The 13,438-nt window shown below is 48.9% G+C and carries 13 protein-coding genes and 1 tRNA gene; 5 read left to right on the forward strand and 9 right to left on the reverse strand.

What is annotated here, in order from left to right; genetic code table 11:
* Positions 1–14: 14 nt before the first annotated feature.
* Positions 15–1,313, reverse strand: coding sequence for a Gfo/Idh/MocA family protein (locus GJJ30_RS02715; RefSeq protein WP_154172881.1), 1,299 nt, complete (start codon positions 1,311–1,313; stop codon positions 15–17).
* Positions 1,314–1,525: 212 nt separating this feature from the next.
* On the opposite strand from GJJ30_RS02715, the gene ubiE reads away from it, so the two are divergent.
* From ubiE to GJJ30_RS02730, 3 genes are all read left to right on the forward strand, one after another.
* The gene (ubiE, locus tag GJJ30_RS02720) at positions 1,526–2,251 is read left to right on the forward strand and encodes a bifunctional demethylmenaquinone methyltransferase/2-methoxy-6-polyprenyl-1,4-benzoquinol methylase UbiE (protein WP_154172883.1); all 726 of its coding nucleotides are present in this window, start codon (positions 1,526–1,528) and stop codon (positions 2,249–2,251) included.
* Positions 2,197–2,937, forward strand: a complete 741-nt coding sequence (gene porT, locus GJJ30_RS02725) for a type IX secretion/gliding motility protein PorT/SprT (protein ID WP_229312913.1) — start codon at positions 2,197–2,199, stop codon at positions 2,935–2,937. Before ubiE ends, porT begins: the two co-directional genes overlap by 55 nt.
* 130 nt (positions 2,938–3,067) lie before the next feature.
* A tRNA-Val gene (locus GJJ30_RS02730) sits at positions 3,068–3,142 on the forward strand.
* Between the two features lie 166 nt (positions 3,143–3,308).
* On the opposite strand, the gene GJJ30_RS02735 is transcribed toward GJJ30_RS02730, so the two are convergent.
* From GJJ30_RS02735 to GJJ30_RS02750, 4 genes are all read right to left on the reverse strand, one after another.
* Positions 3,309–6,038 carry an ABC transporter permease gene (locus tag GJJ30_RS02735; protein ID WP_154172885.1) on the reverse strand — a complete coding sequence of 910 codons (2,730 nt, stop codon included), beginning with the start codon at positions 6,036–6,038 and terminating at the stop codon, positions 3,309–3,311.
* Positions 6,026–6,364, reverse strand: a complete 339-nt coding sequence (locus GJJ30_RS02740) for a PadR family transcriptional regulator (protein WP_154172887.1) — start codon at positions 6,362–6,364, stop codon at positions 6,026–6,028. Before GJJ30_RS02740 ends, GJJ30_RS02735 begins: the two co-directional genes overlap by 13 nt.
* 353 nt (positions 6,365–6,717) lie before the next feature.
* Complete coding sequence (locus GJJ30_RS02745; RefSeq protein WP_154172889.1) at positions 6,718–7,041, reverse strand: nuclear transport factor 2 family protein; 324 nt, start codon at positions 7,039–7,041, stop codon at positions 6,718–6,720.
* A 28-nt stretch (positions 7,042–7,069) separates the two neighbouring features.
* On the reverse strand, positions 7,070–7,861 hold the full coding sequence (locus GJJ30_RS02750; RefSeq protein ID WP_154172891.1) for an SDR family oxidoreductase: 792 nt from the start codon (positions 7,859–7,861) through the stop codon (positions 7,070–7,072).
* Between the two features lie 142 nt (positions 7,862–8,003).
* Here GJJ30_RS02750 and GJJ30_RS02755 point away from each other — a divergent pair, with 142 nt between their 5' ends.
* The gene (locus tag GJJ30_RS02755; protein WP_154172893.1) at positions 8,004–8,390 is read left to right on the forward strand and encodes a winged helix-turn-helix transcriptional regulator; all 387 of its coding nucleotides are present in this window, start codon (positions 8,004–8,006) and stop codon (positions 8,388–8,390) included.
* Between the two features lie 238 nt (positions 8,391–8,628).
* On the opposite strand, the gene GJJ30_RS02760 is transcribed toward GJJ30_RS02755, so the two are convergent.
* Positions 8,629–9,456 carry a helix-turn-helix domain-containing protein gene (locus GJJ30_RS02760; protein ID WP_154172895.1) on the reverse strand — a complete coding sequence of 276 codons (828 nt, stop codon included), beginning with the start codon at positions 9,454–9,456 and terminating at the stop codon, positions 8,629–8,631.
* Positions 9,457–9,826: 370 nt separating this feature from the next.
* Here GJJ30_RS02760 and GJJ30_RS02765 point away from each other — a divergent pair, with 370 nt between their 5' ends.
* Positions 9,827–11,146, forward strand: a complete 1,320-nt coding sequence (locus tag GJJ30_RS02765; RefSeq protein WP_154172897.1) for a vanadium-dependent haloperoxidase — start codon at positions 9,827–9,829, stop codon at positions 11,144–11,146.
* A 384-nt stretch (positions 11,147–11,530) separates the two neighbouring features.
* Here GJJ30_RS02765 and GJJ30_RS02770 read toward each other — a convergent pair whose 3' ends face one another.
* From GJJ30_RS02770 to GJJ30_RS02780, 3 genes are all read right to left on the reverse strand, one after another.
* Positions 11,531–11,827, reverse strand: coding sequence for an antibiotic biosynthesis monooxygenase family protein (locus tag GJJ30_RS02770; protein ID WP_154172899.1), 297 nt, complete (start codon positions 11,825–11,827; stop codon positions 11,531–11,533).
* A 53-nt stretch (positions 11,828–11,880) separates the two neighbouring features.
* Positions 11,881–12,642 (reverse strand): oxidoreductase, encoded by a 762-nt coding sequence (locus GJJ30_RS02775; protein WP_154172901.1) that lies wholly within the window; start codon positions 12,640–12,642, stop codon positions 11,881–11,883.
* A gap of 108 nt (positions 12,643–12,750) precedes the next feature.
* Positions 12,751–13,356, reverse strand: coding sequence for a Crp/Fnr family transcriptional regulator (locus GJJ30_RS02780; protein WP_170299104.1), 606 nt, complete (start codon positions 13,354–13,356; stop codon positions 12,751–12,753).
* Positions 13,357–13,438: the final 82 nt, after the last annotated feature.

Consider the following 13,438-nt stretch of genomic DNA (forward strand, 5'->3'; position numbering starts at 1 on the left):
CGGCTGCTGATTCGTTAAACCGGGTATTTCCATTCGCCCCGGTAATCGCGGCTCAGGAGTTTATTGGCTTCGGCATCGCCCTTGATCAATTCTTTTTCGCCATCCCATTCGACACTCCGTCCCAGCTTATACGACAACATACCCAGCAAGGCCATATTGGTAGAACGGTGGCCTACTTCGATGTCGGAAATGGGTAAGGTTTTGGATTTAATAGCTTGCAGGAAATTATCCCAGAGCTGCGCAATGTTCTGATCGTCTGGCTTGTTCAGTTGCGGATCCTGATGAATGACCGGTTTTTTCGAATCCGCCGGGTAGAACGTCCAGCCGTCGAGCCAGCCCATGTGAAACGTTCCTTCCGTACCGTAAAAGTAGGTTCCGACGGCCTGCTGCGGGTGTGTTTTTTCGGCATTATTTCCGGCAAACGTGCGGTGTTCCCAGACAGCCGTAAAGCCTTCAAATTCGTAACTGGTCACCTGATGGTCGGGTGCGTCGGTATTATCCTCTTTGATGGAGCGGCCGCCGGTGGTAAAGACTTTTTTGGGGTATTTTTCTTCCGTCCACCACAAAATCTGGTCCATCCAGTGAATGCCCCAGTCGCCGAGTGTGCCGTTGCCGTAATCCAGAAACTGCCGGAAACCGCGTGGGTGCATCGAAGGGTTGTAAGCCCGCAACGGAGCCGGTCCGCACCAGAAATTCCAGTCCAGTTCTTTCGGAGCTTCCTGATCCGGCACTTTCTGACCCGGTCCGCCCGCGTAATGAACGAAGGCCCGCGCCATACCGATTTTACCCGCTTTCCCCGACTTCAGAAACTCCATCCCGGAAACGTTGTGCGGAGAAACCCGCCGGTGCGTTCCAACCTGGCACACTTTCCCGGTTGCCCGCGCCGTCCGGACCATCGCCCGGCCTTCCTTGATCGTATGTCCGACCGGTTTTTCCACGTAGACGTGTGCGCCCTGCTTCATGGCTTCGATGGCAATGAGCGGATGCCAGTGGTCGGGAGTGGCCACAATCACGATCTCCGGTTTTTCACGGGCGAGCATTTCGCGGAAATCACCGTACATTTTCGGCTTATCGCTGGTCAGTTTGCTGAATTCTGCCGTGGTTTTGGCCAGTTGCCGCTGATCGACGTCACAAAGGGCCACCAGCTTCGATTGTCCGGCCTGCATGGCGCACCGCAGAATGTTATTGCCCCACCAGCCCGCTCCGACCAGGGCCGTGCGGTAGGTCGATTGCTGCGCGAGGGTAATGAGCGGGCGAGTGACGACCGCTGCACCGGCCAGCGCCGATGTTTTCAAAAACTCAGAACGGTTCATAACAATGAAGGGAAGAAATAGTCCGTGAAAACTACGGAATCTGGCAGCGAATCACAAACTTTCTGACAAAGGGCCGTACCTTTGTTATCTATGGTTCCAATGGTTGGATGGTTAAAAATGGTTGAATGGTTCCAATGGTCCGTTATTCGCTCTTTTAACCATCTTCCCCTTTTTAACCATCCAACATTCTGAAATTTTTCAGCCTAAAGGTTATGGCCGTCGTTCCTTACAAAGATAAAAATACCAGCAAGCGCGAGCAGGTCGAAGAGATGTTCGATTCGATTTCGCCGAAATACGACTTGCTGAACCACCTTCTCAGCGCCGGAATCGACATCAGCTGGCGGAAGAAAGCCATTCGGTTGCTGCAGCCGCTGGCGCCCAGACAAATCCTCGACATTGCGACCGGCACGGGTGATTTTGCCATCGAAGCCCTGAAGCTGAATCCCGAGAAAATAACCGGTGTCGACATTTCGGAAGGTATGCTGGCCATTGGTCGGGAAAAAATCCAAAAACTCGGCGTTGCGGACAAAATCGAGCTTCGCTCCGGCGATTCGGAAAGATTGCCCTTTGCGGACAATGTTTTCGACGCCGTCATCGTTTCGTTTGGTGTACGCAATTTTGAAAATCTGCTCAAAGGGCTGACCGACATGCACCGCGTTACGCGGCCGGGTGGCACCTGTCTGGTTCTGGAGTTTTCGAAACCGCGCCAATTTCCATTCAAGCAATTTTTTAGTTTTTATACGAATCGTTTTCTGCCGTTGATTGGCCGGTTGGTGTCGAAAGATGCTTCTGCCTACACGTATCTGCCCGAGTCGATGCAGGCGTTTCCGGACGGACCTGATTTCATCCGGGTTCTCGAGCAGGCAGGATTTACGCAAACACAATGGATACCTCTTACATTTGGCATTTGCTCTATTTACATCGGAAAAAAAGTCTAGCGATTTGTTTGCTGCTGGCGATGCTGGCCCCGGACCTGCGGGCGCAATCGTCAATGAAATACCGCCGGATTCACCTGGAAGATTACGACGACAAACCAATCCGGTACGGTTTTTTCTTTGCGGCCCCCGCCACCCGTTTCAACATCAAATACAGCGATGCGTACGTGAGTGCGGATTCGGCGCACCAGCTTTATTCGCCCAGTAAAGTCGGTTTTCGGGTTGGTTTCGTGATGAGCACCATTTTGAGCGAGCATTTTGACGTTCGGGTCACGCCCGCCGTATCGCTTTACAGCCGCTCGGTGGACTACAACTATCCGGGCGGAACCAGCCGCAAGGAAGTGCGCGAATCGACCTGGCTGGAGTTTCCGGTTTTGCTGAAATACAAATCCAAACGGCGGATGAATTCGCGGATGTACCTCGTCGGCGGGGGGGCGCTCGGCATCGAAACCAATGTCCGTCGGCGCGAAACCGCCGGGGCAAGCCGTCTGCTGACCAAAAACCGGGACCTCACGGTGGAATACGGCATCGGTTTCGAGCAGTTTTTCGAATTCTTCAAGTTTGCACCCGAGATCCGGTTTTCGCACGGTCTGGTCAATCTTTTTGAACCAAACCAGGGCAACACGGCCAACATTGGTCTTCAAAAACTGCGAACACACACGGTGACGTTGTATTTAACGTTTGAATAAACCGCCTGACGCTGAATCGGTTGCAAAATAAGTTGTTTTTTTTTGGCTGAAAGCTTGCAGAATGCCTTTTGAAGCCGCTATATTTGCACTCCCAAACGACGACAAAAAAGGCCGTTAGGAAATAAAAAAAGGGAGTTTAGCTCAGCTGGTTCAGAGCATCTGCCTTACAAGCAGAGGGTCGGCGGTTCGAACCCGTCAACTCCCACGTTGAAAATCAAGCACTTACAAATCGATGTAAGTGCTTTTTTGTTTTTGGTTTAAATAAATTGCGAATCTGTCAATCTTGAATTCAGCCGTCCCGATAGATTTTTTTCTCTCTTCAACAATCGGACCCCACGTTCATTGCATCCGATCCTGTTGCAAGTGGTTTCTCAGTCGCTTCGCAAACTCTTCACTGGATTGACTAAAGCAGCTTTAATGGCCTGGTAACTCACCGTCAGTAACGCAATGAGCAAAGCCAGCAGACCCGCCAACGCAAACATCCACCACTCCAGGGCAATGTGATAAGCATATCCCTGTAGCCATTGGTCAGCGGCCCACCAGGCGATCGGAAAGGCGATTCCATTGGCCATTAACACTAATTTAAGAAAGTCGCCCGACAGCAGCGCGGCCAGGTTGACAGGGCTGGCTCCCAACACTTTCCGTACGCCAACTTCTTTGATGCGTTGTTCGGCGGAATACGTGGCCAGGCCAAATAGGCCCAGACAGGCGATAAAGATGGTGGCTAGTGCGACGCCAATCAGCAGGGTCTGGCGCCGGGCGTCTTCCTGATAGAAGAGCGCCAGTTGCTGATCCAGAAAATGATATTCAAACGGCTCATTCGGATCGGCTTCCAGCAGCACGGCTTTCAGCTTTTCCAGGGTTTGAGAAATACCCTGGGCATCAATACGCGCCGTGTAATAGTCAATGACATGGATCGGATTTTGGTTGTAGGCCAGGACTAACGGCTCAACCCTGGTCTTCAGGGACTGAAAATGAAAATCCTTCACGATTCCGATGACCCGCGCTTTGAAAGGCGTATTGTCGGGGCTAACCGGCTGAAACCCGCTTCCTCCTGACATTGCTGGAATCTCCACCAATTGGTCGGACGGTTCGGTAATATGCAACCGGCGAGCCGCCGTTTCATTGAGCAGTACCGACGTGGAATCCGTTGGATTCACAAAGTTGCGTCCCGCCAGAAGTTTGATTTCAAACGTTTTGAGAAAGTCTTTATCCGCCCCAATCAAATAAGCGATTTGGGGTTCATGTGCTTTTCCTTGTGTGTTGATTTTAACGGTTCGATACGTTTTCCATTCACCCGGGACTCTCGAGGTAACCGATACGTTTTTTACCGAAGGGATCTTGGCCATATCGGCTTTGATTGTCTCGAACCGGTCTCGAGCGGTACCCGTATTGACATCAATAACCACCAGCAGATCTTTGTTGAATCCTAAATTAGCCGTGTTCAAAAACCGCACCTGCCAATAGAGCACAATGGTACCGATAATCAACACGGTAGAAATGGTAAACTGAAAAACCACCAGGGCTTTGCGCACACTCAGGCTACCCCGCTGGTTGAACTGCATTCCCTTTAACAGGAGCGCCGGCTTGAACCCCGACAACAGCAGGGCGGGGTAACTGCCCGACAACACCCCAATCAGCAGGGTAGCGGCCAAGGTCATCAGCCAGATTCGGTAATCAGTGCTGAACCCCAGCGTAAGTTGTTTTTTGACAAACTGATTGAAGAAGGGCAGCATGACATTAACCAGCACCAGGGCCACGAGCAATGAAAAAGTCGTCATCAGCAGGGCTTCCACCAGGAATTGATAGGCCAGATTGCTTCGTTCAGCCCCAATCGACTTACGAACGCCAATTTCCTTTAAGCGGTTGGAAGATCGTGCCGTGGCTAAATTCATGTAATTGATTCCGGCAATGCACAGCACGAACAGCGCGATAAACGAGAAGATTCTAAGGTAAAAAGGACTTCCCTGAGCAATGGCCTCCACGTTTGAATTGCGGGCGCCATCGATGATTCCTTCCGAGTGGAGGTGAATATCCTTTAGCGCCTGTAAGCTAAAGGACAGCATGGTGCCTGGCTCGGGTTTAAAGTTGGCCAGCACCAGCTTCGTTAGTTTAGCTGAAACCGTTTCGGAACTTGTATTGGGTTTGAGAAGAAAATACACGGAAAAATCAGTGGACGCCCAATCACTGGATACCGTCTGCCTGTAATAATCAGTATTCCGATACGAAGCCTCAGACACCAACAAATTGAAGTCGAAACTCGAATTGGGCGGGTGATTTTTCAGAACGCCGGTCACCTTCAGCGGAGCGTCCATATGGCTAAACCGGAGCGTTTTCCCCAGTACCTGGATAGTGCCAAACAACCGCATGGCTAACTCTTCCGTAATAGCGATTGAATTGGGCTCCTTTAAAGCCGTATGTTTATCGCCCAGCACGAGAGGAAAATCAAAGATATGCAGGAAATTTTCGTCGGCATTCGTAACGGTTTCTTGAAAATTCACCGGGTTTTCGGGGTTGATCAGATTCGCCCGCCCGATGCGGGCCAAGCGCGTCGTGTTTTCAATTTCCGCAATAGTTTTCCGGGATTCTGCGGCCAGTTTATAACTGCCAGCAGCAACGGTGGTAGCCTCGCCTTTGACGCTTTTATACTCAACGACCCGGTAAATTCGGTTGGCGTTACGATGTTGTTGATCGAAGGTCAGCTCATCGAACAGGTACAGTCCGATGAGCAAAAAACAGGTAACCCCGAACGTAAGCCCGCCGATGTTGAGGGCTGTGTAGAGTTTGTTTCTGCTCAGGGTTCGAAAAGCGATTTTAAGGTAGTTGCGTAACATAGTGGGATGTAAACTAAAGGGTTGGGAATCGTCACGAGATTGTGAGCTTGTAGACCCGGAAAAGGGCCGAATCAGCCGCAGGACGGCCAGGGCATAGCGCCAGCGGGCTGCCGGCAAGCCGACGGTCTTTACCCAGTAGGCGTACATTTCCAGCAGATCACCTTGTAGCTCATCTTCCAGGCCAGCCGGGCAGAAGCGACTCAGTAACCAGTCAGCCCAGCGGGGTGGCCGCGCTGGGCGCCCGTTCTCATCGGTTAAGCGCCCCATAGTTGTAGCACTGGCGTTGGAATCTGTTCCCACAACTGACTTCGTACTTGCCGAGACTCGATCAGCGCCCGTTGTCCAGCCACTGTGACGGTGAACAGGCGTTTCTGGCGCCCGCCCCGGTCGGTGGTGGCTCCTCCCATCTGAGAAGCGACAAACCCTTTTTCTTCCAGCCGCTGCAGGGTGGTGTGGACCGTGGGAAAGCTGATGCTGCGGTTCATCTGCTGGTCAATGGTCTGGGTAATGGCGGCACAGTACGCTGCCTCTTGCAGAGCAGCCACTGTCAGCAGGACGACTTCCTCCAACTCCCCTAAAAACGCTCGTTTCATAACCAACGGGACTATGATTAGTATAGCATTTGTCGTACAAATGCTGGGCCAAACTTCCCAACTAAGCCTGGAAGCCTTTACAGGGGGTTTTTCTAAATCAGCCGGTGCTAAATTGTCCACTATTGGACAAGTGCTGTACAGAAGCGGACAGTAGTTCAGTACCTCCTTAAACGGCCATAAATGGATGTATTACCTGAGATTGCTTTCGTCCTTGTTTGAAAATAGTGCTTCCCGCTTTGCGGTAAACCAGTTTTAGATAACGGATACGATAAAGGCTTGACACACCTGATCAGACACGGTTTTCGCGACCTTTTTAACAGGGTTCTGCGAGACACACCTATCTACTTTGCTTGTTATCCTGTAATTTTCAATGATTGTATCCATTCATCAGCTATCTCTAAATGATAACTCAATACGACAGGACTTCCGTCAAAATCTCCTGAAACTTCTACTTTTAAAAGACTTTCCGTTTCATTTTCTTCAAAGCTTATTGGCTTCATTGTAGCCTTGTAACGCTCGTTGGCATCCGCAATCCAATGCGCTATTTCTTTTCTTCCATTATGTGTTTTGCCCTCATCAAAAACGACGGCTGTTTCGGAAAAACAAGTTGCATAGCCAACGCTATCAAAGTTGTTTTGTGCTAGTACTAAATCGGCTACTACTTTGGGTAAATTCATTTTTTTGACTTTTAATAGTTGAATAGTATTAAACTGTTGGTACCGTACCACCATCAATTACAAATTCAGTTCCTGTCAAATAATTGGCTCTTGGTGAAACCAAAAAGCCAACGAATTCGGCTACTTCTTCCGGTTCGGCGGGCCTGCCGTACGGTATTCCACCCATTGCATCCATGACACGTTGCTGCGCTTCTTCTACGGTACTATTCGCGTTTCTTGCAATTTCGCCCAGCCAGGCTACCGATGTTGTCGTATTGATCCATCCTGGCGAAACAGTCAGTACCCGAACACCCTTGGGGGTAACTTCATTGGATAAGCTTTTACTGTAATTGATCAATCCGGCTTTGGCAGCGGCATAGGGCAACGTAGATTCAAACAGGGGTAGTTTGCCTTGAATGGAAGCGATGTGAATAATAACACCACTTTTTTGATCGATCATTTTTGGTAAAAATCCTCTATCCAGTCGAACAGGAGCAAGCAAATTCGCTTGTAGGGTTGATTCCCAGTCTTCATCCGTTAATACGGTAAAACCACCAGCGGGTGTTACTGAAGAACCAAGGTTGTTGACGAGGATGTCCAGCCTGCCATAAGTTGATAACACCTCGCTGATTACTTTTTGTGATCCTTCTGCCTTACTTAAATCGGAGGGAATGAAATGCAACTTGCTGTTTTCTTTTTCCGGTGCGTTTCTTGCGGTAATAATAATCGTTGCACCCGCTTGTAAAAGCCTTTCTGCAATCGCTCTTCCGGCGCCTTTTGTACCTCCGGTTACCAAGGCAATCTTGCCTGATAATTCATTATTGAAATTAAACTGTTCCATTTTATTGACCCACTTTTAAGAATTAACTATGGGGCAAAATTGGAGTATAAAAGAAGGTAAGACAAGTACGGCATTACGATTCATATAGGGATAAGTTTTTCCCCTATTGCACAAACCGGGACATACATATTAATTTTGCAATATGTATGAGCGAAAAATAATACCGAACTTGAATTGTGGACTTGACCTGATCGGTGAGGTACTTTACGGCAAATGGAAGATACGTTTGCTTTGGTTTATTAATGAGGGATATAAAAGACCAAGTGAGTTGCAGCGTAAAATACCGGATGCCTCACGCAGGGTTTTGAATATTCAATTGAAAGAATTGGAAGAACACGAACTGGTTACGAGAAAAATTTATCCCGTTGTCCCGCCCAAAGTAGAATACAGCCTTACCGAATTTGGTAAGACGTTAATTCCCGTGATTGCTGCATTAGGTCAATGGAGTGATGAACACGAAACCCGTTTGCGGAATGTGATTTTGAAACAAATTGTAGGTTCTGATTTGGATGTACCCCTGATTAATTAATCTGTTCATCAACGGTGGTCCATTGGCAGCAGGGAGACGGCACAAACTTTGTCTCACAGAACGCCCCATTTTTGGAGCATATTCATAGCGCCTGTTCCTTCGTTTCAGAATATGAAGCGTTTTCTGAGAAAGTCCCTTGTAATATTAGAGTTGATTAGTTTAATCCCTGGCTAACTCAATACGTAGCATACGTTCTTGCTTTGTCAACCTAATAAATTGTTGGCTAGAAAGGAAGTTGTCAATGAAAGCATTTAGAAAAAAAATCCTCTACCTCATTCATGCTATTTTTATAACTGGAAGGTGAACGGCCGGAAAAGGCCACGAATTCTTTGATAAAGTGGGCCTGATCGTAATAATCTACATTGACCAACCCAGTTTGCCATCTCCAATCCGGTTTTTCAAGCAGTTGGTTGCGGACTCGTTGAAACCGCTGAATACGAAGGTACGTTTTAGGGGAAATGCCCAGTTGCTCTTTAAAATGACGCAAGAGCGTACTCTCGCTGCAATAAAGTTGTTTAATGAGCTTATCAATCAATACCGATTCGGGTTCTTGCTGAATGAGTTGTTCAAACCCCTCTACCAACCCCGCCTTTGTGGGTTTGCTGTTGATGTGCCGAAGTAAAAATTTTTCCGTCAGACCAAACCGTTGGGCCGTTGTCTGGGCTTCACCTAATTGGTTATATAATCGAAGGGCTTCTGGCCCAATAACCGCCTGTAAATCATAGAGTGCAGTATCCGACAAATTGATGGCATACAAGGGGATTTGCCACATTCGATGAAAACCAGTGAGGGTAAACTCTACGCCAATATGTAAATGAGTCCCTTCCAGGATATTGGTAACGGGCTGCGTGAGGGGCGTAATCAAATTTGTGGCATTCGCCTGAATAAGTTTATCACCCCGTTTTGTTTTGAACGGGGGCTTCAGATTAAACATGAAGTGAGTAGTGGCGGTACAACAGTCAGGCTGATGGATCACTTCACCCATCGGTACGTCCATTTCAAACTCCCAAATTCGGTTAACAAAGGGCCTTAGCAGGGGACTAAAGGGATATTCAACGTACTTCATATCCAGTTGCTTAGCTATTTTTCGAAAGACTAATATGGCCTTTTTAAGATAAATATGGAAATGGTTCAGCGTAAAAATTTTAACCGTTATTCATGGCTCATTCGCCAGAAACTTCAATTCTTTTTTAGGGATGAATTGAGTGAATAGTTATTGGGTGGCCTAAGCTTTCAGTCAGTATTTCCCCCTTCATGCAGCCCCTAAGAATGCTGGTGTATTATCGGTTTCCCCAATTCTGCCGGAACGAAATTGACGTTTTTTTACAATACCAGAGGATACCACCGATTTAACTTTACATCGCCCTGATTATGGTGCTGTTAATCTACGCACAAGCCGAACAAAAGGGCACAGTTTCACCTAGTGTACATGAAAAATGAACCGATCTACCCTCCCCCAACGCTTCGTGCGATCCTCCATTTGCTTACTCGTTTGTCTCCAATTGGTAAGTTCCTGCCAGGATCACCGCCCGCTTACCCCTTCGGTCTTACCGGCCGACGTAGCCCATGCCTGGATGCAGATGCATATCCGGCTGACTCTGAGCACCACCGGCTACAATTCCATCGTTTCCAACCGCTCGTTTGGCTATGCAGGTATTACTATGTATGAAGCTGTACTCCCCGGCATTGAAGGCAGCACGTCCCTGCTGGCCCAGATTGGCGGAAATTCCCTAACGCCCAGCAAAAGTTCCGAGCAGTACTATTGGCCCGAAAGCCTCAATGCAGCGATGGCCAGCCTGACCAGGCAGTTCTTTGAAAGTACATCGGCGGCTAACCTGAAAAGCATCGATTCGCTGGAAACAGCCTATAAGGCTCATTTTCAAGTCGCTACCAGTCCTGAAAAACTATTGAATGCCGAGACATACGGTCGGCAGGTAGCTGATGCGATCTTTGAGTGGTCTAAAACGGATGGTGGCCATCAGGCTTATAAAAATGTGATTGACCCCACCTACACCTCCCCGGTCGGGCCTGGCTTTTGGGTGCCTACGCCCACGGCATCCCCCATTTTACCACACTGGGGTAACAACCGGACGTTTATTGCCAACAGTGCCGTCAGTTCGCAGCCTGGGCCTCCTACCGCTTACTCCGAAGACCCCGGTTCTGCTTTCTATGCGATGGTAAACGAGGTCTATATGACTTCACAATCGCTCACCAAAACGGATACGATCACGGCGAGGTTTTGGGCCGATACGCCGGGCAATCTGAATGTTCCAGCCCACGCCACCAACATTTTGTCCCAACTTTTGGTAACGACCAACCAGGACTTGTTCAAAGCCGCAGCTGCCTATGCCCGGCATGGCATTGCTCTGAGCGACGCAGCCGTCTCGACCCTCAAAACAAAGTACACCTATAATCTGCTTCGGCCATTCACTTACATCCGAAACGTGCTGAAAAAGAGCACCTGGAACCCCGTCATTCCAACTCCGCCCCACCCCGAGTATTCGGCCGCTCACGCGGTGGTATCGGCAGCCAGTGCGGCCGTACTGGAAAAGCTGTTTGGTGACGGCTACAAGTTTAGTGACAACAGCTATGCATCGAGTTATGGTGTTCGGTCCTACAATACGTTTCAGGAGTATGCCCAGGAAGCGGGCCGTTCTCGGCTGCTGGGCGGTATTCATTACGGCCCATCCATTAGCACGGGGCTGACCCAGGGAGCTAAAGTTGGTACGATGGTTAATCAACTGACGATTAAATAGCCAGCCAGGCTATCCCCGCCAGATGACCGTTTGGGAGACCATTGCTGGAGGGTGACTTTGAGAGTATGCCGTTGGGTACCTATGCTAGCTGCTTTTGCCAGACCTACCTCCTCTAATTAAGGGAAAAAATCCGGTTCAACAGCGATGCCAAATCCGGCTATGAGTTGTCTAAACTGCACTTCATAAACTCCAGCTTTAATGCCAGTGCATTATGCAAGCCAAAGCACAAAATTTCCGGCTATACACTGTTTCACGAAACACCCCATTTTTGAACCATAGTCATAGTGCCTATTCTTTCATCTCAGCATATGGAGCTTTTAAGAGACCAAAGTAAAAGCAGGGATCAGACGAATGCCTGAACCCTGTTAAATGGCATCTCTACTTCTACAACGGAATTTCGAAAACCATATCTTGTGTTGGACGAAATGCTTGAATCTGTTGGGCAATTGGAGAAAGGCTAGCCAGTTCCCTGACGAACCGTTGAAAATGCTCGGCAGATTCCCAGCTAGCATAATTGATCAAAACAGTTCCTACCTCATTTTGATGAATTTTGGCGGATATAAACCCTGGAAAGCGGCTGACTTCTTTTTCAAAAAAATCCCGGATAAGGGAAATCAGTGTATCAAGTTCGCCATCTTTCAGCTCAAACCGGACAATTACATTTAGCGGTTTATTTTTCATGGTTCACCAGGTCAAAGAGTGTACTAATTGTGTTTACTCAATAGAAGTGTCAATTAAACCAGATCGCCAAAACCGCCCGTGACAAAATGATCATGTCCAGTAACGTAGGAAGCCCGCTCTGAAACCAGAAAGGCAATCATCTCGGCCATTTCCTGGGCCGTACCCACCCGGCGAAGAGGTATTGCCCCAAATAGTTGGTCTACTGTGATACCCATGCCGGTGGCTAGTAATTCCCGGCCTTCATCTCCTCCCTCTGTTTTGATGGCACCAGGCGTGACCAGGTTGACCCGTACCCCAGCAGGGGCCAGCTCTCTGGCCAGTGACCCTGTATAACTATCCAAAGCGGCTTTAGCCGCTCCATAATGGGCCAAAAAACCATGAAAGGGCAGCTGGCCTCCGGCCGATATGTTCACAATGGCCCCCGAACCACTTTGCCGAAGGGCTCCTAACAAGGGCTTTGTTACCCGAACGGCGCTCATAAAGTTGATCATCAGCGAGTCCAGCCAGTCCTCATCGGTAATCGACTCAATGCCGGGCAGGATGGGCGAAGTAGCTCCCACATTATTAACCAGAATATCCAAGCCACCCAGAATGCTTAATGCTTCCTGGGCGATAGCCGATGCGCCAGATAAGGTTCTGACATCACCTTGAATGAAGGTTGCCCCGGTGGGCGTCTGTTCGTGCCAAGAGCGGGCCGCAACAGCGACAGTAGCTCCACCATCAAGTAAGCGCTGCGCCGTGGCTGCTCCAATGCCCTTTGAACCGCCGGTAATCAGGGCTTTTTTGCCTTCGAATTCAGTCTTGTAATCGTTCATGCTGATCTGGTTTAGCCCGTTTAAAATTAACGCAGCAAAGTTCAGCCAATGCCTTGACGTGGCCTGTGAAGTAGCTTACTAAATGAATGTGAACTAGTTCACATTCGGTTACTTGCGCTTATCCGGCATCGCTTTTTGCTGGCGGATTTTGGAAAGAAATTCTCGGCTCATGCCCAGGTAGGAGGCAATGATGTAAAGCGGTATTCGCTGAAGCAGCAGGGGATGATTTTGAGCAAATTCGTCGTAGCGTTCTTCCGCCGTCAGGCTTAACTGAGCGATGACTCGTCGTTGAATGTTCAAGGCAATCAATTGCGCTCGTCGCATCATGGCGACTGAAAACTGGGGTATTTTATCCAGTAATAGCTGTTCATGCTCATAACTCCACTGAATAATGGTACTTTCTTCCAAGGCTTCCACAAACAAGGTTGCTGGCTCCTGCAACAGGAAGCTGCCGGGGTCACCAATCATCCCATCATCAATGGCTAATGAAAGTGTATGCTCCTGACCATCAGCGCCCACAACATAAGCTCGGAACGCCCCTGCCACCACAAAGGTGCGGTGGGTAGAGATGAATCCAGGTTGCTCAATGTACTGTTTACGTTTGACCTTTTTTATGCGAAGCATGGAAGTGAACAATTTCTGGTCTTGTTCGGTGAAGGTGATGTGCTGAGCAATGTGGTGAAGGATCGACGAGAAATCGGGCGTATTTTCCATAATCAAGGGAGCGATTGATCTGTTAGGAGAACGAATGGGTCCGTTGAAATCGTACCGTCTCGTTAAAGGCCCCATTTTTGAA

The organism is Larkinella terrae (assembly GCF_009668025.1).
Taxonomy (GTDB): domain Bacteria; phylum Bacteroidota; class Bacteroidia; order Cytophagales; family Spirosomataceae; genus Larkinella; species Larkinella terrae.

Bases quoted from the DNA above. Each gene is read 5' to 3' on its own strand.
- porT (WP_229312913.1), top strand. From the start codon at position 2,197: ATGGATACCTCTTACATTTGGCATTTGCTCTATTTACATCGGAAAAAA.
- GJJ30_RS02750 (WP_154172891.1), bottom strand. From the start codon at position 7,861: ATGGAACAGTTTAATTTCAATAATGAATTATCAGGCAAGATTGCCTTG.
- GJJ30_RS02745 (WP_154172889.1), bottom strand. From the start codon at position 7,041: ATGAATTTACCCAAAGTAGTAGCCGATTTAGTACTAGCACAAAACAAC.
- GJJ30_RS02765 (WP_154172897.1), top strand. From the start codon at position 9,827: ATGAACCGATCTACCCTCCCCCAACGCTTCGTGCGATCCTCCATTTGC.
- GJJ30_RS02735 (WP_154172885.1), bottom strand. From the start codon at position 6,038: ATGGGGCGCTTAACCGATGAGAACGGGCGCCCAGCGCGGCCACCCCGC.
- GJJ30_RS02715 (WP_154172881.1), bottom strand. From the start codon at position 1,313: ATGAACCGTTCTGAGTTTTTGAAAACATCGGCGCTGGCCGGTGCAGCG.
- GJJ30_RS02775 (WP_154172901.1), bottom strand. From the start codon at position 12,642: ATGAACGATTACAAGACTGAATTCGAAGGCAAAAAAGCCCTGATTACC.
- ubiE (WP_154172883.1), top strand. From the start codon at position 1,526: ATGGCCGTCGTTCCTTACAAAGATAAAAATACCAGCAAGCGCGAGCAG.
- GJJ30_RS02740 (WP_154172887.1), bottom strand. From the start codon at position 6,364: ATGAAACGAGCGTTTTTAGGGGAGTTGGAGGAAGTCGTCCTGCTGACA.
- GJJ30_RS02760 (WP_154172895.1), bottom strand. From the start codon at position 9,456: ATGAAGTACGTTGAATATCCCTTTAGTCCCCTGCTAAGGCCCTTTGTT.
- GJJ30_RS02770 (WP_154172899.1), bottom strand. From the start codon at position 11,827: ATGAAAAATAAACCGCTAAATGTAATTGTCCGGTTTGAGCTGAAAGAT.
- GJJ30_RS02755 (WP_154172893.1), top strand. From the start codon at position 8,004: ATGTATGAGCGAAAAATAATACCGAACTTGAATTGTGGACTTGACCTG.
- GJJ30_RS02780 (WP_170299104.1), bottom strand. From the start codon at position 13,356: ATGGAAAATACGCCCGATTTCTCGTCGATCCTTCACCACATTGCTCAG.